This window comes from Pseudomonas sp. BIC9C, from assembly GCF_034541995.1.
In the GTDB taxonomy this organism is placed as follows: Bacteria; Pseudomonadota; Gammaproteobacteria; order Pseudomonadales; family Pseudomonadaceae; genus Aquipseudomonas; species Aquipseudomonas fluorescens_CC.
Genome location: NZ_JAWDGM010000005.1, coordinates 95,841 through 114,952 on the forward strand (window position 1 = coordinate 95,841; position 19,112 = coordinate 114,952).

Annotated in this window: 15 protein-coding genes; 8 read left to right on the forward strand and 7 right to left on the reverse strand. The window is 53.1% G+C overall.

All coding sequences use genetic code 11. The annotated features are described in order from the left end of the window. A complete protein-coding gene (locus RS887_RS21280; RefSeq protein ID WP_322616905.1) occupies positions 1-1,905 on the reverse strand; it encodes a hypothetical protein in 1,905 nt (634 codons plus the stop codon). Next, the gene (locus RS887_RS21285; RefSeq protein WP_322616906.1) at positions 1,902-2,582 is read right to left on the reverse strand and encodes a hypothetical protein; all 681 of its coding nucleotides are present in this window, start codon (positions 2,580-2,582) and stop codon (positions 1,902-1,904) included. The genes RS887_RS21280 and RS887_RS21285 overlap by 4 nt, the downstream gene beginning before the upstream one ends. Positions 2,583-2,798: 216 nt before the next feature. Between RS887_RS21285 and RS887_RS21290 the strand changes: the two genes are divergently transcribed. The 3 genes from RS887_RS21290 to RS887_RS21300 all read left to right on the forward strand — a co-directional run bounded on the left by RS887_RS21290 (position 2,799) and on the right by RS887_RS21300 (position 7,589). After that, positions 2,799-3,797, forward strand: coding sequence for a tyrosine-type recombinase/integrase (locus tag RS887_RS21290; protein WP_322616907.1), 999 nt, complete (start codon positions 2,799-2,801; stop codon positions 3,795-3,797). Positions 3,798-5,488: 1,691 nt separating this feature from the next. Continuing rightward, positions 5,489-6,781: a site-specific integrase gene (locus RS887_RS21295; protein WP_322616908.1), complete on the forward strand. Its 1,293-nt coding sequence runs from the start codon at positions 5,489-5,491 to the stop codon at positions 6,779-6,781. 340 nt (positions 6,782-7,121) lie between these two features. Further along, positions 7,122-7,589, forward strand: coding sequence for a hypothetical protein (locus RS887_RS21300; protein WP_322616909.1), 468 nt, complete (start codon positions 7,122-7,124; stop codon positions 7,587-7,589). Positions 7,590-7,622: 33 nt separating this feature from the next. On the opposite strand, the gene RS887_RS21305 is transcribed toward RS887_RS21300, so the two are convergent. Then, a complete protein-coding gene (locus RS887_RS21305; protein ID WP_322616910.1) occupies positions 7,623-10,187 on the reverse strand; it encodes an EAL domain-containing protein in 2,565 nt (854 codons plus the stop codon). Positions 10,188-10,505: 318 nt separating this feature from the next. Here RS887_RS21305 and RS887_RS21310 point away from each other — a divergent pair, with 318 nt between their 5' ends. After that, positions 10,506-10,694 (forward strand): ribbon-helix-helix protein, CopG family, encoded by a 189-nt coding sequence (locus RS887_RS21310; RefSeq protein WP_204123383.1) that lies wholly within the window; start codon positions 10,506-10,508, stop codon positions 10,692-10,694. 21 nt (positions 10,695-10,715) lie between these two features. On the opposite strand, the gene RS887_RS21315 is transcribed toward RS887_RS21310, so the two are convergent. Continuing rightward, complete coding sequence (locus RS887_RS21315) at positions 10,716-12,377, reverse strand: SulP family inorganic anion transporter (RefSeq protein ID WP_322616911.1); 1,662 nt, start codon at positions 12,375-12,377, stop codon at positions 10,716-10,718. Positions 12,378-12,552: 175 nt separating this feature from the next. Between RS887_RS21315 and RS887_RS21320 the strand changes: the two genes are divergently transcribed. After that, entirely contained in the window at positions 12,553-12,783 is a 231-nt protein-coding gene (locus RS887_RS21320; protein ID WP_204123385.1) for a hypothetical protein, read from the forward strand. A 355-nt stretch (positions 12,784-13,138) separates the two neighbouring features. Here RS887_RS21320 and RS887_RS21325 read toward each other — a convergent pair whose 3' ends face one another. Both RS887_RS21325 and RS887_RS21330 read right to left on the reverse strand, forming a co-directional pair. Further along, entirely contained in the window at positions 13,139-13,918 is a 780-nt protein-coding gene (locus tag RS887_RS21325; RefSeq protein WP_322616912.1) for an SDR family oxidoreductase, read from the reverse strand. Beyond that, positions 13,918-14,244: a nuclear transport factor 2 family protein gene (locus RS887_RS21330; RefSeq protein WP_322616913.1), complete on the reverse strand. Its 327-nt coding sequence runs from the start codon at positions 14,242-14,244 to the stop codon at positions 13,918-13,920. The genes RS887_RS21325 and RS887_RS21330 overlap by 1 nt, the downstream gene beginning before the upstream one ends. An 89-nt stretch (positions 14,245-14,333) precedes the next feature. Here RS887_RS21330 and RS887_RS21335 point away from each other — a divergent pair, with 89 nt between their 5' ends. Continuing rightward, positions 14,334-14,663 (forward strand): helix-turn-helix domain-containing protein, encoded by a 330-nt coding sequence (locus RS887_RS21335; RefSeq protein WP_322616914.1) that lies wholly within the window; start codon positions 14,334-14,336, stop codon positions 14,661-14,663. Positions 14,664-14,715: 52 nt separating this feature from the next. Beyond that, positions 14,716-16,653, forward strand: coding sequence for a hypothetical protein (locus RS887_RS21340; protein ID WP_322616915.1), 1,938 nt, complete (start codon positions 14,716-14,718; stop codon positions 16,651-16,653). A gap of 187 nt (positions 16,654-16,840) precedes the next feature. Here RS887_RS21340 and RS887_RS21345 read toward each other — a convergent pair whose 3' ends face one another. Then, a complete protein-coding gene (locus tag RS887_RS21345) occupies positions 16,841-17,809 on the reverse strand; it encodes an HNH endonuclease signature motif containing protein (RefSeq protein ID WP_322616916.1) in 969 nt (322 codons plus the stop codon). Between the two features lie 418 nt (positions 17,810-18,227). Between RS887_RS21345 and RS887_RS21350 the strand changes: the two genes are divergently transcribed. Then, the gene (locus RS887_RS21350; protein WP_322616917.1) at positions 18,228-18,746 is read left to right on the forward strand and encodes a uracil-DNA glycosylase; all 519 of its coding nucleotides are present in this window, start codon (positions 18,228-18,230) and stop codon (positions 18,744-18,746) included. Positions 18,747-19,112: the final 366 nt, after the last annotated feature.

Sequence of the window (19,112 nt, forward strand, 5' to 3'; positions counted from 1 at the left end):
CTAGCCTCGGTTCAGCACGCGGCCGGGGGTGGGCAGTTCACCGTAATCGACATCCGCCTGGATAAAATAGTCCGGTCGCACTGCCCGGTTTTTGGGGGGGCGCGGGTTATCCGCCTCCGAGGTGGCCGCTTCCCGACTGAGGGACAACGCCTCACCAACTTGCCCGTGCTGGATGAAATAATCACTGAGCTGCTGAGCCGGGTTTTTATCCGCATCGATTTGCAGCTCCCCTGAGCGAATCAAGCTGTTTACCCTGTGCCGTACGGAGGGCGTATGCTTGAATTCGCCCCAAAATCCCTGCGCTAGGAGAAAACCGAGACAGCCACCCGTTGGCAGGTACGCTTTGACTGCCCGGTAATCGTGATTATCGATTTCGATCAATAACTCCATGCCGACGAAGCCGAAATCACCGGCCAGAACCTCGTTGGTGTAGTGCACCCGGTCTAGTTGGATGTAAGGACGACGTCCACTGTCGCAACTGCCACGCACCGTGGCCTTGCGTGTGGTCATGTCTGCTTGCAATCGCTCGACCTGATCGGCTCCGTACCTTGGTATGAGCATGCCCTGGCGGAAGAACTGTTCCAGGTAACTCAGCGGAGAAAAGTTTCCCAGCCCTTCGCTGGGCCGGGCATTATAGTTGGCCAGCATCACGTCCACCGCATCCTCCATGAGCGTGAGGTCTATTTCGTACTCCACCGCCTTTTGCTCGGCGTCCTTGGCTCGGCCGGCATCAGGATGACTTCCTGTCGATGACACCAACAGGTGAACGTTTCGAGCCACCTCCAGAAAGGAGCGCTCGATCTCCGCCCGCGTTTCAAAATGCTTCACCGGCCCTATGCACACGTGGAAACCGAAGTCGCTGCGTGCCACGGTAGTGATTTTTTTGGCGAGGTTGGACAGGTGGGCGTCGGCAAACAACACCCCGAAGCTGATACCTCGGCAGTCTTCGATGACACCCGAGGGCAGCCCGGCGCCCGGCTTGTACCGATATGCTTCATTGGCCAACACCCTCGGGCACCAGTGCCCAAGACAAGCCTGGGCAATGACTTCGCGCACATCGGACGCGGAGACTTCACTTCTCAGTACCAGCTTGTAAGCCAGGACGGCGTTGGCGAAGGGTTCGATCATCGATAGTAACCAGATCCGATCGACCACGACCCACTGATAGACTCCCGGAGACTCTTCTACCCTCAGTGCAAATATGGCATCGATCCAGTGGCCATCAAGTTGAGCGCAATCGAAAGGCCGCCTCGCCTGGATGTAGCGCGTATGGCCTGTCCCAGTCGCCAAATGAGCTACGGCAGCTTCGTCTCCGTGAGCGTGGATGTACTGGACTGCGTACCGCGCCCGTAGGGCTTTCAAATACTTCCGTATGGACGTACGTCCTTTGTGCTTGGTGTTGAACGGCCAGGACGGGTACTCAATTCCGGCCTTGGCCAATGCCTTGTAAAATTCCGTTACCAGGTAGCTCATACCTCCGCGGGCGTCATTCAGTTGTGTACCTGGGGTGCAGAGGATGTCGATCATGGTCGTTTCAATTTCGCTGTGCTCGGACAACAGCATGTTGAGCACTCCGGTCAGGCCCCCTTGCTGGTCGGTTCGTTTCGGACCAATGGGTTTGCGTCGCGTATAGAGAACAACCCGCGCTTGCGCCAGCAAGGCCTGCTCACCGAAGTAACGTCCCTCCTCATCCATAGAGCAAAAGCGCTGCACATTTCGATTGACCTCATTGCTCGGCATTCCGGTTCGCAGCTTGATCTCCTTCATTGAAGCGCCGTCGATATACATTGACACGGCGAGCCGTTTGCAAGCGAAGTCCAGCCATTGCGCCTGTGGTATTGCTGCTGGCACGACACGCGGCCATTCACCATTTTTGAATGCCTGCGGAACCGCGACACGTTTCATACCGCCCCCCTCAACGACCAAGCCGTCTGCCGCGTGGGGGTGGTGTCTTCGATTTCCAGTGCCACAACCCCTTCAATCGTGAGGCGTACCAACGCGCTGATCAGGTGTGTGGGCGCCAGCTCGGGATAGGCTTGCAACAACCCACCCAGCGTGCCGGCCTTCACCTGGTTCACGTAATCGAGGGTAGTGGTCTGCACGTGATCGACGATGGGCTGATTGCGCGCAACGGCAATGAAGTGCATCAGGCGCAGACGTGGTATTAGCTCATACTGGCGGGGGATGCGCGTGGACTCATCGAACAAACGGTAGAGCGCACCATTGTTCGCACATATTTCTCGCTGCATCAGGATCTGGTCGCTGAAATTTACTTCATCAACATGCCCTGCTTTGACCTCATGCCACTCCAACCCGCCGTCGGCATTTCTCACCACCACATCTGGTCGGGTCCGACGGCCGCCGCGTAGCTCGCCGTACAACTCATTTGCCGTCGGGATCCAAAAATCATTAACATGGGGATCAAACTCAAGGTTCAAAAGCCAGTGAGCAAGTTCCGGGTTGCTTTCCAGAATAAGGTCAGAGCGGATCTTATGGCTGTAGACCAACCATAAGTTACTTCGCGCCGATCGGCGGCTACGGATCCGCGCGAGAAATGCATTGGCCGGTGTTTTATTAGGCATAGCCGCCTCCTAGACTGATATTAGTCGTGGAGTGACTAGCCGGTCCCTCGCTTGAATTCCCTTTGAATGGGGTGGCAGCACCAAGCTGTAAGTATAGCTCACGGCATAAATAGCGTTGTTGAAAAACGACCGAAACGTTCAGCGTCTATGCACTTCGGCATGTGCACATACTGCCCTTCCAAAGAGCAACGCAACATTCATCTCAGCAGGGTCATTATGAATAGGGTAAAGCTTTTGCCAAGCGCTGATCTCGCCGGTCGAGATGTTCAGTATGACTGGTCCTTGCACCATTACCTTGAGTGGCAAACGCGGGATCTACCGGCGCTTGCCTACGAAGTCTGTCTTTACCTGGCGGACTGTTACGCCTGGGGTGACGAAAAGCGAATAGATCCCAGTCTGGCGGCGATCCGTCGCTGGCACCAAAACAATGACTTTCCCGATCCGACTAAGTGCCCATCAGTGATCGCTCTGGCACGCCAAATCAGAGACAGGATGCGTCCACAAGGCCATCTTCCTCTTCACCCTCCCCCATCTATAGTTGATGTGATGTCTCTAGCCGATGCGCATGAACGTCGTTTCTTCTCCGAGACGCCATCCAACGCAGAACGCGACGAAGTAGTGAGATCAACTCGTTTGTCCCGACTGGTTGCCCGCCGTAACAGAGCAATTTTGCTGATAGGTTTCTGGTTCGGGCTGACCACCGCAGAGGTGTGTAAACTGAGGTGGAACGCGGTGACGATGGCTGACGGTTTTCTCAAAATCACCACTGATCGTATCAACGCGAACAGACGCAGAACGAAATACTCCTTTCAGCTAGATCGCCTTCCTTTACTCTGCCCTCTGGCGGCACTTGAGGACTGGCTGGCTTATGCAGGCGGTTCCAACAACTATATCTTCCCCCGCAGCACACGAAAAGCGCTGCCGGGCCCGGTCAGTTCTCGAGTCGTGCAAGATAGTTTCAATAAACTAATAAAAAAAAATAATGGACCGGTATTCAGCATGAGATCACTTCGCTACAGCCTTTACTTCTTCCTAGCGGACAATGGCTGGTCTCGTCAAAAGATATTGAGATATTTGCCATTTTATAAGAAGGAAGCATCCAAAACTCGCCTATTAAGAACCAGGCGAGACATCACCACAGAGAAAACTCCTTCCACGGTCCGCTCCGAAGACTTGTTGAGTATAAGCTCCATAATCGAAAGCAGCCTGTATTAAGCTGCTTAGAACTCAACTGCATTAAAAATGCATCCAATCATTACCATCTCATTCGATCATTCCTAAATGTTTACTTGCAGACTCAAAAGGCAATCCATGCAGGCGTGAAATACCACAAACAAATTCATTGAAAAGCATGCGAATAGACAATGGTAGACCACTGAATTTTATTGGTTTTTTCATTAATGGAATTTCAACGAATTAGTTCCGAGGGCTAGATTGGACTGAGTTTTTGCTCCAATCGCGAAATCACCGGAAACGGCCTCTTTAGCCTCTTAACCTATTGATTCGGCGGGATATACGTTTGCCACGATCCAGGCGGCTCATCACTTTTTTAACGATATCAGCGGACACCCTGATCCTTGCTAAGGTTTATAACCTTCTGATATCCATAGCTTTTTACCCTGCGGGATTCCGGGAACAGCTTCCCCGAGTTTTCGTCAATGAGCGGACTCATCCAACATTGTCTCTGGCGTTCTCTCTGGATAAAACTCAATAAAATCAGTAGCTAATGGACTTTTTTTACGTATTGAGCGGACATTCCCGGTGTTGCTTCTCTGTGACGAAATGAGCGAACATTCCCGGCACTGCTTCCGGTTAATGACTGGTTTCCTGGCGATGGCAAGCTGGTACCGAACCTCCTGGAAGCCCCGCATATCAACCGTTCGACCTCACCGTAGAACAATGGCAAATGCTACCAGCCAGCGATCGCGTCAGAATGGGCCTCACCTTGAAATTACGTCGGAACGCGCCCAGATTTGCCTTAATCAGCGGACATTCCCGTGCAGGATTTTGAGCAACGTGCCCTGCAGGCCAATAAAATCGGGCGCCTAGGCTTTTTGGCTTTAATCAGCGGACTTCCCAGCGTCCTTTTGCGTGTAACGAAATCAGCGGACTTTCCCGACCGATATTGTGGGCTCACGATCGTCTTTGAAATCACGTCGTAAAAATCGATATAAATCATAAGGATAGTGAGATTTTCCCATTTGAGCAGACATCCTCGGCGTGCCATTTTGACGAAATGAGCGGACATTCCCTAGACCTCTGCTGGAACAAAGATGCCGTGCAGGCCAAGGAATCTGCAGGTCTCCGCGGTTTTAACCAATGAACGGACGTTCCCGGCACAGGGAGCTTTTAAGGCGATCAATCTAAGGACATGCGCAACAATCGTTTCGAACGATCAACGTGCAAACACTTTTCCGCTACCAATATTTGAATAAAGCAACGGTGCCTGGTTGGCGGCTGGTGTTAGCGGTCGGTATTCCTCAGGGAGCTGATACGCGAGATGGCTCTGGTCTGGGTATTTAATTTTAAATACGCTCGTTAGGTCGAAGAGTTTCGTACTAAAAAAGAATTAACCACATGAGGTATCAATATTAGGGTAATTAGCGCGTGGGTCATTAAGCGTAGGGTCAGCGGATATTCTGCGAATCGGAGCGCATCTAAAAAGAAAAGGAATTCAAAGATTCCGCGCCCGCGAACTAAATCGTCAGGGTGTTGCTTGTCAAGCATTGCAACTCAAATAAGTTTGGACTGAGTGGTAGTTGCGCAAGTGCAAAGCAGCGGCTACTATCCGGCAATGTCAATCCGTTATGCAAAAAAAGAGTAGTAGTGAAGCGCATCTATGTAACTTCCGATTACTGCCATAACTGGAAGTTTCTATTCAACGTTTAAAGTGTCCGGTGGTTCGAATGCTCAGCGCGCCAAAACCCATTTTTGAAACCTACGAGGCCTTTATTGATCAAGACTTCAGTTTCAGCGAGCCTGCACTTAACTGCGTCAAAGACTTTTTAGATTCATTTCCCGAGGAACTGGAGGCCGGCCGTGGCTATATGGCGGTGCGCACCTTCCTGCGGGCATTTTCCGACAATGCCCAGACCTTCAGTTCATACCGCACTCAGGCCGAGCGTCTGTTTCTGTGGACGCTACTAGTTAAGAAGAAGCCGCTGCACCTGTTAAAACGTCAAGATGCCCAGGACTACTTGGATTTTTGTCGTAATCCTTCCCAGGACTGGGTGGGCCCCGTGACGCGCAGCCGCTTTGTTCCTAACGATGAGGCGCATGTCACCGAGGCGGATGCCTTGATTCCGAATCCAAAGTGGTTCCCGTTCAATTCAAAAATGACGAAGGCGGTAGGAACGACTTCAGAGCCGAGCTCCATGAGCCCGGTTTATACGACCACTGAAAGCAGCCTCAAACAGGTGTTTACGGTGTGCAGTCGGTTTTATGAATTTCTGATCGAAGATGGCGGCGCGGCCGCCAATCCATTCAGAATGCTGAAAAAATCGAACCGCTTTACCGACGACACGTTCGACGTGACCTCGGGACGGGCCTTGACGCCCCTGCAATGGGATTACGTATTGGAAACCGCCGAAAAGCTGGCGGAGGATGATCCCGTTCGTTTTGAACGTACCCTCTTCATCCTCGCAACGCTCTTTGCGATGTACCTGCGCGTCTCCGATGTGGTGGGCCGGAAGAACTGGAAGCCCACCATGGGCGACTTCCGCCAAGACGCTGAGGGCTTCTGGTGGTACCACGCAGTGGGAAAAGGCAATAAAGCCGGCAAGATCGCTGTTCGCGACGAGTACATCGAAAGTTACCTTAAGCGCTACCGAAAATTTCTAGGACTGAGTGATCTGCCTGAACGCAATGAGTCCACGCCGCTGATCTCGACCCTCAGAGGCCGATCGGGCCTATCAGATCGGCAGGTTCGCGCCCTCCTCCAAATCGTCTTCGACAAGGCGCTGGAAAGAATGCGCGGTGAGGGGCGTGAGAAGCATGAAATGGACAGCTTGTTGGTGGCGTCTGCGCATTGGTTGCGCCACACCTCGGCGACGTTCGATGCGCCGCTGCGTGACGCTAAAGACCTCCAGGTCGATTTACGGCACAGCAACCTCAGTACCACACAGGACACGTATTATCATTCTCACGATCAAGCGCGCGGGTTTTCAGTCAAACGGATCGGAATGCGCGATCGCGGTTGAACTCAGGCAACGTCTCCCCTAATCCGAGGGATGGGTATGACGTCCACCAGGTTGCTGGACTCCCTTAATCTCGCCAGCGAAGGCAATCACTTCGTCGCAGCCTGGTACGCCGTAGAACTTGCCTGCTGTCCGCCGACCAAGGCTTTTAAAGCAATAGGTTGCTGCTCTCCATAAAGCCGCAAGTCACTCGCCATCATAGAAACAGTGATATCACTGCGTGATAACCACCCTCCTCCTCGCTATATAACTGCAAACATAAAAATGTCAACCAAAAAACAATTGCGGGCCAAAAAACTGCATGTTAGATTGAATTATAAAAATAAAAACAGGAATAACGATAATGGCTGGTTACATCATTCATATTGAATACAGAGAAGGACAAGAGCTTGCGTGGGTTGAAATTAATGGATTAAGCGAAGAGTCCCGATCGGCACGCAAATGCCGATTTCAAACGATCGGTTGGATTTTAGATATTGTCGACACTGTCCACAACAAAACACATCCAGACAACCTCTTGAATGAGAGCTTTGCACTCGATGCGCTGATCAAGTATGCAAAAATGGACGCGACGTCTGGTGAGCAGCTTTGGGTTGCAAAAAACTGGAGGAAGCGTTTTGAAGTTGTCTGGGAACATCTCGATGACTTTGAGCGTGAAGAAGCGGTCACGCTTAACTATGATTACTGGGATAATTATTGGCCTGGGTTCGACACCTACAACGTCACCCTGCGAAAATTTCTAATGAATTATAAACCGCAGATTTCTGATGTCCGCCATTATGATCCGGACGCCTTGGACCTCACACCATAAAAGCGACTGGTCATTTGAATCTGAAAATCGCGCTCAATCAAGGTTGTAGGCAATGAACCATTGTTCAAAATCCCGGTAAGACAGCGGTGCTGAAAAATAGTTACCTTGCCCAACCTTGTAGCCTTGGGCTTTGAGAATCTCACACTGAGTAGCGTGTTCTATACCTTCAGCCACTACGTGCAAGGAAAGCCCTCTGCCTATCGCTATGACGGATTCGCTTAAAGCGCGGCAGGACGTATCGTGCTCCAGATCGTCGACAAAACTCTTATCCAGTTTCAGCTCGCTGATTGGTAGGTGCCGTAAATACCCGAGGCTGGAATAGCCTGTGCCAAAGTCATCAATGGCCAGTCGTACCCCTAAAGCGTGCAAATCCCGGATGGCTTGCTCGGCCCCAAGACTGTCGCTCAGCAACACACCCTCGGTGACTTCCACGCACAAGTTGGCGGGTTGCAAGCCGCAGCGTTGCAGTTGTTGAGCAATCAGCATCGCTAGGTTCAGGTTGTGAAAGTTGATGGGTGAGAGATTGATCGACATGGATGGAACCTGTAAGCCGTGCTGCTGCCACTCGGCAAGCTGCTCACAGGCCTCCCGCAACACCCATTGACTCAGGTCATTGATCAACCCGCATTCCTCAGCAAGAGGAATAAATTGCATTGGCGAGATAGCACCGAGTGTTGGGTGTGCCCAACGCGCCAGTGCCTCAACACCGACCAGACGCCCGCTGTTCAGGTCGATTTGTGGCTGATAATGCAGTTCCAGGCCACTGTCAGTGAGCGCTTTGCGCAGTTCTGTTTCCAGCATCAATCGCCCTTGAGCGAGTCTGTTCATCTCTTCAAGAAAGAAACTGAAAGTACCGCGCTCGGCCCGTTTGGCCTGGTACATGGCAATGTCAGCGCAATGCAACAGACTCTCCATGTCTTGACCATCCCCCGGGAACAGGCTGATGCCAATGCTGGACGAAACGACGACGGAGGTGCCGGCTATTGCTATCGGAGCCTTCAGGATCATCATCAGTCGCTCAAGAAAGATCGTGACCTGTGTCGCATTCATCCGTGGCAGTACCAACACGAACTCATCACCGGATAAACGTCCAACGAAATCAGACTCTCGAAGCACGCTGCGTAACCGTTGGGCCATGACTCGCAGCAACTCGTCTCCTGACGCGTGCCCCAAGGCGTCGTTGACTTGCTTGAATCGGTCCAGATCGATAAACAGAACGGCAAGCTCTGCAGCCTCTCGAGTCACTTCGAGAATGCATTGCTGTGCTTGGGTAAGCAGGAAGTTTCGATTGGGCAAGCCGGTCAACGCATCATAGAAGGCCATTCTTCGAATGGATTGACGTGCCTCCTCTCGTTCAAGTGCCAACATGCACAAGTGCGTCCCCGCCGACACCAAGTGAGCGTGCAAGGGGTCGGGGCCGCGGCTTTCCCTGAAGTAGAGCGCAAAGGTCGCCGCAATTCGTCCCGAGCCGTTGCGCACAGGAATAGACCAGCAAGCCCGTAAGCCTGACTGTTTCGCCAGCCATTTGTACTCGGCCCACAGCGGGTCATTATTGATGTCCGTTACCAGAACCGGCTCGCCCCGATAGGCGGCCGTGCCGCAGGAACCCGCTACCGGGCCGATGGATAATCCCTCAATGGCCTTGGAGTAATCGGTGGGCAAGCCTGGACTGGCTAACGGGTGCAAGATCCCCTCCTCGTCCACGCTCAGGATCGAGACAATGACTTCGGGGGCGATGCGCTCAATCTCGTGGCACATCATGGTTAGCACGCTCTCTAGAGGTTCCTCTTTCAGCAGTGCCCCAATGACCCTTTCCTGTAGGACCTCATGCAGTTTTGACTGGGTAATGTCGGTCAGCACGATCACGACATTCTCGAGCAACCCTTGCGCGTCGAACACGGGCGTTGATGAGACGTGCACCCAAAGTCGTTGACCGTTGCGCTTGCTGATCAAGGCGCTGACATCATGAGGTTGACCACAGAGAATGCCTTCCAGCCCTGGTTCCGCTGGCGCTTGCGCAGGGACATCTGAAACAAAAAACATCAGCGGTGACTGCCCGATCATTTCCTCGCGGGAATAGCCCAGCAGTCGAATGAGCCCATCGTTGACATAGATAAGGCATGAGTTCGCGTCCACGATACAGGTGGCCGAGCTGGTGACATTGACCGACATCGATAGCAACCGGCGTTCGATGTCGTTCAAGCGTAATTGCGTTATATCCTTGAGAAAAGCCGCGTACAGGATTCGGTCATGAAGTGCGATTTTCGAGATCGACATCGAGCCCCAGCGCTCCTCCCCGTCCTCACGTACAATTCGGACATCCCGACTGACGCCCACAATTTTGTTGATCCCGGTCTCGCGATTAGCGCGGATATAGCCATCATGATGGGCGCGCAGGATGTGAGGCACCAAGGCGTGGACATTTCGACCGAGCACCTCAATCCGAGAGCAGCCCCAAAACACTTCGGCAGCGGCATTGAAAAACACCACCCTATTGTGATCATCAATGATCACAACGGCATCGATCGCCTGCTCCAGTGTTTGTATGAAAAAGTCTTCCGCCTCTGCATCACTCGTCAATCCGACTTTTGCATTCATTGCTGCTACTTTCCATACGGCCACCGGGCTTTATCCTTAAAGGCCTTGTGGAGCATCAAAAGAGCCCTCTTCACTAGAGGGTGAGCACAACATCCAATACTGGATTTTGATGTCAAAAAACGCTGCTCTGCCTGCCCCTGCACACAAGATCACTACAGTGCTCAGCTTAAAGACTCAGGATAGCTCTGAAGTCTTTCCCGGTCGCACATGACTGATCACAATCGACCTGCCGAACGACCCACGGTCGTAACAGTGACAGCACCGGACAAGGCAATTACAATTTGATTAACATCTAGCGATTGAGTGATTGAATACCCCATGGAAAGCAAGACTGCGCGCCTCACTGTGCTCATTGATCCCATCAAGAAAAAAGCGTTCGAGGAGCTCTGTGCAGCACAGGATTTGACGCCTTCGCAGGTGGTCCGTCAGCTGATTCGTGACTACCTGGACACCCACGGTGCCAGCTATTCGACCAAAAGCAAGCACGCCACCAGCACCAAGTCATAACCGAACACGGGCAGTTAGCCTCTAGAGGGTCGATGTGTCCTCTGCGAGACTGACAGCTTTAGCCAGCGCGGTGTTGAAGTCGGTGTGGTAATGCTCCGCGCCGATTTCTTGCAAGATACCCACCCTATTGAGCTTGTTAAGCACCTTCGTATTCGCCTCGCAGAGTTTCACCACGATATGCCGCTTGTGCAGTTGCTGAATGACTTCCTCCAACACCTGTAAGCCCGTGATATCCATAAACGGTACGCGCTTCAAACGGATAATCAGCAGGCGTGGGTCGGTATGGGTCTGAGCTAGGACACGCTCGAAGGTCTCAGCCGCGCCAAAGAACAACGGCCCTTCAATCGTATAGATCAATGTCCCAGGCGGCAGGCGAGCATGCCCGTTGGCCCTTAGCTCTTCTTCCAGCTCGTGCTCGACGACCTGTTGCACCTCCACGGATGAGGCCATGCGGCGCATGAAGTGCAGCATCGCCATAATGACGCCGATATTCACGGCGATCACCAAATCACTGAACACGGTGAGGCCGAAGGTGATTAGCAGGATCGATACGTCTGCACGCGGGGCTCGCTGGACCATACGCTTGAAGTGCTTTAGCTCGCTCATGTTGTACGCGACCACAAAAAGTATCGCGGCCAGTGCGCACAGTGGGATGTTTGAGGCCAGAGGTGCCAGAAACAGAATAATAAGCACCAAGGTGACCGCGTGCGTAATGCCAGCGAGCGGGCTTGTGCCGCCATTACGAATATTGGTTGCCGTGCGGGCAATGGCCCCGGTAGCGGCAAAGCCACCAAACAATGGCGTGACCAGGTTGGCCACACCCTGACCGATCAGCTCCTGATTGGAGTCGTGCTTGGTACCTGCCATGCCATCGGCCACCATCGCGGACAGAAGCGATTCGATTGCCCCAAGCATGGCGATAGTGAACGCCGGACCAATCAAATCGATGACACGAGAGAGCGTGATTTCAGGCAGGCTCAACGCTGGCAAACCTTGAGGTATGCCCCCAAATGCACTGCCAATCGTGGCAACCCCCTCGAAGTGAAAGGTTGACTGTATCGCTGTAGCGACTGCCATTGCGATTAGTGGGCCAGGCACTCGTTTGAGTCCGGGAATTTTTGACGCGGTAATGACCAGGAAAAGGCTAAGTACCGCCAACAAGGTCGTGGCCATGTGAAGATCCGGCAGGACTTGGAGCAGATGCCAGAGCTTTTCATGGAAGTGCTCTCCACTGACCTTCGGTAAACCGAAAAAGTCTCTCCACTGCCCGACCCAGATGATCACGCCGATGCCCGCGGTGAATCCGACAATCACCGGATCGGGGATAAACTTGATGATTGCACCGAGCCGGGCCATCCCCAGCAATAACAATATCGCCCCTGCCATCATCGTGGCGATTTGCAGACCGTCAACACCATGCTCGGCCGTGACGCCCGCCAGAATCACGATGAACGCACCTGTCGGCCCAGCAATCTGCAAACGGCTTCCGCCAAAGAGTGATACCAGCAGACCACCGATGATTGCGGTGTAGATGCCTTGCTCAGGTTTGACGCCGGATGCAATGGCAAACGCCATGGCCAGCGGGAGTGCCACGACCCCGACGATCACGCCAGACACCATGTTGCGAAGCCAGTGTCCTCGTCCCAACAACCCCGCCTTCCATGCCTCACCTATCGCAATCATGGCTAGCTCCTCAGTGGATGCATGTGCATAATATTAACATGCAGTGATAATTGGAATCCCTGGTTCCACTGCCTCGTGCGGCTGGAGATTTCTATAGTGGAAGCTCAGAGGGAGCTGAGCGGGCGTGCACTGCCAATAGAGAAATTTTGAGAACGCGCGTAGCGTGGTGACAGACATGAATCGTCAAGCTGTGAAAACCAAACATGCCGAAGGCGTGACCTTCGACACCCATGTGATCGCAAATCCGACCAACCCCAAGGAGTGGATTGTGTTTTTCAAGAAGGACGCTGGGAGAAGTTATTTCCTGGTGGACGACAACGAGGAGGTCGAGTCTTTCGGGCATCTGGATGACTTGATCGCCGAGCTTCGAGACTTGGGTCTCAAGACCGCTGAAATCCACTTTTAACCCTGGGATCACACTCTGGAGACAAGATTATGTCCGTGCGGATCGAGTATCTACCCAGTCAAAGCCATGCGCCTTGGTCCGTACGTTTCGGCACTAAACGAGTGGAGTTCCAGAATGAAAAAAGTGCTCAGGAGTATGCTGCCAAGCTCAAGGATCGGATCGACGCGCCGCACGTTTACCCTCGGAGAGATCCGTAAGACAAATAGCAATCGGCCAAGCGGACGATCGTTTGCAACTCTACAACTCCCCCATGTCTTTCATTCAGATCAAGACCATCCGAGTTCATTTGATTTGAGTTGAGTGCGCGCCAGTGATGCCACTAGCCCCACTGGCGCGGCACTCAAAGTCGCAATACTTAGACAGTAGGAATTGTCCCGCCATCGATTACGTACTCGACACCTGTCAGGGCGCTTGCCTTGGTTGAAACTAAAAAGCTGATAAGGTCAGCGACCTCCTGCGGTTGGTTGGGACGACCGAGAGGAATCCCGCCCAGGGAGTCCATTACAGATTGCTTGGCTGCCTCTTCATCAATCCCGCCTGACTGCGCAATTCGCCTGACCAAACCAATCGCAGCCTCCGTTTCTACCCATCCTGGAGACACTCGCAGTACCCGTACGCCTTGCGGACTGAGCTCTTTGGATAACGCCTTGCTGTAATTGGAAAGCGCCGCTTTTGCGGCCGCGTACGCGGTGGTTGCCTCGCAAAGCGGCAACTGGCTTTGGATTGACGTGACATGAATGATCACCCCGGAATGTTGCGCAACCATGAGGGGCGCCAACACGCGGTCTATTCGAACCGAGGGGTAGAAATTCAGGTCGAACGCAGCGCTCCAGTGTTCCTCCGTTAAAGCCTGGAACCCGCCGCCTGGGGCCGAGGAGCCACCCAAGACATGGACGACGATATCGATGCTGCCCCATCTGCGCTGCACTTCGCCGACGACGGCTTGGCAACCGTGCAGCGTGGTTAAGTCCGCTGCGAAAAAATGTTCCTCTGAAAGCCATTCCGGACGATGCCTGGACGCCGCAAGAACGTCGGCGCCCTGCCCCTGCAACGTTTGAACGACAGCCTTCCCTATCCCCTGTGTGCCTCCGGTCACAAGCGCGCGACAACCTTCCAACCCATTGCCGGCAGTCATCAACCAATCTCCAGGGTATTTATCTTTCCATCATGAACACTGAAGGTGTACGTCACTACCGCAGGGCTGCCGGGAAAATTACCGGAGAGCCGCACGCTGATCACCGACTTTGCCTCATCCTCCTGACTGCTCACGGGGTCGGCCGTGTATTGGTATTTCGCTTTTGCAGCCGCTCTCCATGCGGTGATGGCATCAATGCCCACGATGGTTTTTCCCTCATCCAGGACAATCGCATCCTGCGTAAATACTGTCTTCAAGGTGCCGACGTCGGTGCCGGTCTCACTTGTAAAATAGGCTTCAATGGCTGGGTGCCGAGTAATACTCATCGAGTTATTCTCCTGATGGACAAGTGCCACTCATGATCAGCGCCTCAGCCAAACTCGACAAGAACGCACGAAAAAGTAAGTGAGTACCAATGAGCCACAACAAAATCTACACGCCTGATTCAGCGGCCGAAGATGTCAATGCCGTACTTGCACTACTGCGCGGCAGATGGAAACTGGTCATTTTGTTTCATCTCTTCGATGGCAAGGTTCAACGCTTTTCAGATCTCGAGCGCGTGGTCAGTGGCATATCTCAAAAAATGCTGGCTCAACAACTGCGGGGGCTGGAGCAGGATGGGCTGGTGATACGTACCGTCTACGACGAAAAGCCACCTCGAGTGGACTACCGCCTGACGGCTTGGGGACAAAAGCTTTGTCCGGTGCTTGATGGCATGTTGAAGTGGGCCGAGTCAGCCAACTGATCAACCAAAATGCTTGTAACCGACGACATTCGCTGACACTAACGTTTTTTACATGTTGAACGTCAGCTTAGGGTTGCAGCCCTTTGTGGCAGGCAGAAAAACGGCCAGAAGCAGCCGTTCGATGTGTCTAAAAATCCCGGGACGATTCACCCTGCTTGAACAACTCCCTGTCAATCTGGCAGTGTTTCTCCTCGCTCAGCTGCGTCCTCCGTTCTGGCCCGAAAGCAATACAACTTGCACCGTGTGCGTCAGACTCCTCACTCAAGGAACCACCATGCTTCAGGCTGCCACCGGAAAGCTCTTCACTGAGCCGCATAATCCTCAAGTCAACACGCTCCGAGGGGTGGTTTACACCAACCTCGATCTGGGAAGTGTTGACACATTTAGCAGCGCAGTCGGAACGCTCAGCGCTTTTGACACAGTGACTACGCCTCACGCCCTTTGCTATGAGCTGAACGAACACATCGAGGGCGCGCCTGCGGCGGGTCTCATAGCTTCACGCATGATGGGGGCGTACATCGATGATTTTGCTGACGTAGCCTCGTTCGGATTACAGGCAATTTTCAGTCCTGACGTCCGAATTGCCGAGCGTTTGCTGCACCAGCGAGCTCGTGTAGGTGAGCCGCACCCGAGTGAACGGCTGACCAGATTCTACGAGCCATCGTTACGAGCGAACATCGAAGAGCTGGAAGCATTCGGAAAGTTTACGGAGCAACTAATAGGGCTAAAACGCAGCAGCTACCAAAGCGTAACCAAGGCAATCAGATCCTACGTCGCCGCGGTTCACAGGATGAGCGATGACCTCGATTTGGCCTACACGCTGCTGGTCATGAGCATCGAATCGTTAGCCCAGGATTTCGATGGCTATCAGGTCGTTTGGGAGGACATGCCAACCGAAAAACGAGGGTCTATCGACAAGGTTCTGGAGAGTCTCGAGGACGCAGACGCGCTGGCAGTGCGGTGTGCCATTCTTGAAACAGAGCATTTGCGGCTGGGCCATCGCTTTTCCAAGTTCATTCAGGAATACCTGCCGGCGGACTATTACTCCGTTCACGCGAGCAAAGAAAAGCTTCCGATCGGTAAGCGAGAGCTGCTAGCTGCGCTCAAGAACCTCTACGGCACACGTTCCGACTATGTGCACACGCTCAAGCCGTTGACCAAAGAATTTCTCCATTTCTCGGGCCACGCAGAAACGTATGCCGATCATGGCAAGCTTATGTTCACGTTCCAGGGCCTGTTCCGCTTGGTGCGCGCGGTAATAATGGAGTTCGTCCGCCGCGCCGACAAAATTGCTCATGAGCCCTGTCCATATGAGTATGACAATCCAAGCGTGCTGAGGATCTCGTGGGATCCTTCTATGTGGATCTATGCCCCCACTGGCCTGACTGCGGAAACCTGCCCACGATTCTTCGAGGGATTGGTGACACTCCTTAGCCAAGCCTTTGCGGATTTTCCCCATCGACCATTGAAGAATTTGCGCCCGGTAGTAGAAGCGGGCTTTAGAATCAAGGATGGGTTGAAGAAGTCTCCGAAGATTGCTCTTTTGGCATTCATCTACCTGAAGCATTATTACCTCGGTGGCGAACAAGGTGAGTCGTTACTGAAGAAAAGCGATATCGCACTTCTCAACCAACCTAGCCTGGAGTCGCTGATTGCTCAGGCCATAGCGGGTTCCGATACAGAGTGGCCGCCTTCTGAACACCTAAAGCATCTGAACAGCTACTACGGTCAGTGTTTCAAGCCCACAGGAATCAAGGTGCCATTGCAGGTCGAAGCCTGCATGGCCCTCGCGCTTGTAGAGCGGTACCGAGTATCAGGCCAATTTCAAGATGCAAAGGACGCTTTGGCCGCCGCAGTAGAAGACTTCCCCCGGCTGCCTTGCATGAAAGAGGTTCAGCTTGACCCAATCACTTCTATTCGCTGGCTTGACATCATCTATCCGAAACGTGCGCCAGGAAGAGTCTCGACACTGGAATGTTATGGTTTGTAGAGGATTGACGGGTTTAGCTAGGTGTAGGTGTGTTCGATTTGCCATTCGCAAAGAATGCATGTTCTTGGCCGGTTTCTGCCTGTCGCCATCGTCAGCTTTGGGTTGCGGACAGTCCGGCGCCATCATCAGCGCGAGCGTCATCTTGATGAGTTCTTCGTTCTGGTCGATGGTCTCCAGGGCGCAGAATTCATTGATACCGCTGCGCATAATCGAGCAGCCTCCTGTTGAGTTCGTCTCTCTCGTTGGAGTAATGGGCTTCACGATGGCAATTTGGGCAAAGTGCAACGCAGTTGTAAACGCGGTCTGAAACTTCAGCCCCGAGCACGTGGTGAACGTCTAGGAAACCCAAGAAATTGCGACTCTCTCCACACCCATCTCTCTCGCATTTAAACTTAGCCCGCACCAAGACAGCCAAACGTACTCTCAGATCTCGTTTCACCTCAGATCGGATTGTAGCTATCCTTTTGCCTTGGTCTCGACCCAAGGTCGAATAGTCGGGAGCAGGACAATCGTCATAGGTGTCATCCACCACTTCTGAGTTCGCAGATCGCAGCGCGAGTTTCGCCAGGTCGATTACACCTGGCCATTGCCATAAAGCGTCTGCCACTTCATGGGAGTCGGGCATCCGATCATCCTGGAGCCATAGCGTCGGGCTGGTACCGTTCTGGGCATGATTCTTTCTGATACGCCCTTTCAAACCTCGGCGTTGCAGATCATCACTAATGTCCCGTTGACGCGTCCAAATGGGGTGCATCGCCTCCACAGGTATAAGAGCGGCATAGGCCACTCCTTCCCCTTCACGCTGAAACAGCAAATTATGGGTAATGCCCTGTGAGATGTCCCGTTCCACCATATGTTCCAGCGTGGCATCCCAGCCACCGGGCCGAAGGTGAGCAGCTAGCTGCGCAGCTGAGTACTTCTGCTCGTTCAACTTCCGGCCATCGCGGCGCCAACACAGCCGGATGCGGGTTTTCAGATTCTGGCCATCAGGTGCTCGGGCGACGATGAACTGTTGGGTCGCCATACCAGTTTTTATGCGCTGATCATCCAAAACTTGGTAGCCACGCGATATAAGGAAGGGCGCCACGGTATCACGGGATTTTATTTCGGCCGCGTGACTTTCGGGACCACGAAATTGACGGGGCAATGTGGACATAGCAGTTCTCCGTTTGAGGTTGGTCTGCATCGTGGCGCGTGAGCTTTTGGACCCGATAGCTACTGCTCCTAAACGGTATAGGCCATTAAGGGTTCCATAGCTTTGTCAGGTGAACGCTTTGCTTCACCTCTTGAGTAGGTTCGGAAGAATAAAGGTGTAGGCTGCAGAACGACAGTCTTCCCGCCCTGCCGCTCTAATAGCAACGAATGTCTTCCGCGTGACGACAGTACCAGAAGCACCCAGCTCGCAGACTATCCAGATGTTTCTGATAGCTGAGTTGATCCGCAAGCTAAGTTAAGATGTCACCGGTAGAGTTTGAAAAGCGTTACGCAATGAGCTTGCAAGGCGTCTAGAGAATCCGGGGCGATTCACTTCGCGGCGCGGCCTAATTCAGGCGTTCAAGACCAGGAGAGGCTTAGTGACTCTTTCAATGTTGGAAAACGAAATTCAAGCCTGCCGCAGGTGTGCAAGTACTCTCTGCAAATTCGATGTTGAGCCGCGACCTATCTTTAGCGGAGGAGTTGGCTACCCTATCTTTTTGCTTGGCCAGGCCCCAGGCAAGACCGAGTACGAGAGACGGGCACCCTTTCAGGGGGATGCTGGCAAATCCATCAAAGCACAGTTTGCGGCTTGCGGCCTTTCGAATTTTGAACGCAACGTCTATCAAACCTCCGTCACAAAGTGCTTTCCTGGTCGCCGCCCTAGTACATCAACAGACCGCATGCCGAGCGCGGCCGAAGTTAAAAATTGCCTGCCATTTCTGGAGCGCCAACTTGAACTTGTGAAGCCGAAACTGCTTGTCTGTCTCGGTGGTCTTTCATGGAAGGCATTTCTATCAATACAGGAAGCCGCAGAACCTGGCTTCTGCTCGCGTGAAATCGGCATCTCCCGTCCGAGCGGTGTAAAAGTTCCGCACATGGTGGGGCGTCGTTTCTAGTGGCATTCGGCACTTGTGTTACCAATGATCCATCCCGCAGGAAGTGCAAACGGAGCACGTTCGCAATATCCAGATCACGATCGAGAGTCAAAGGTTCTCTTGGCTAGGTCTCTCGCTGAATTGGGCCTGCGTGATCTTTACCCCTGAGCGAAAGGACGTGCCCCGGCAGGCAGGGACATGCCTCTCATATCAACATTTATGTCCGGTTGTTTGCTGCTCTTGCTGCCCTTGCTGCGCTTGCTTTACATGAGAGCAGAAAACGGACAACCCGGGTCTTATCCACTCAGTTGGCCGAAACGATGTATCTCGGGAGAATGGTCCATGCGTGTGTATGACTCTAAACCTTGGAGACATGATGGATTGTTC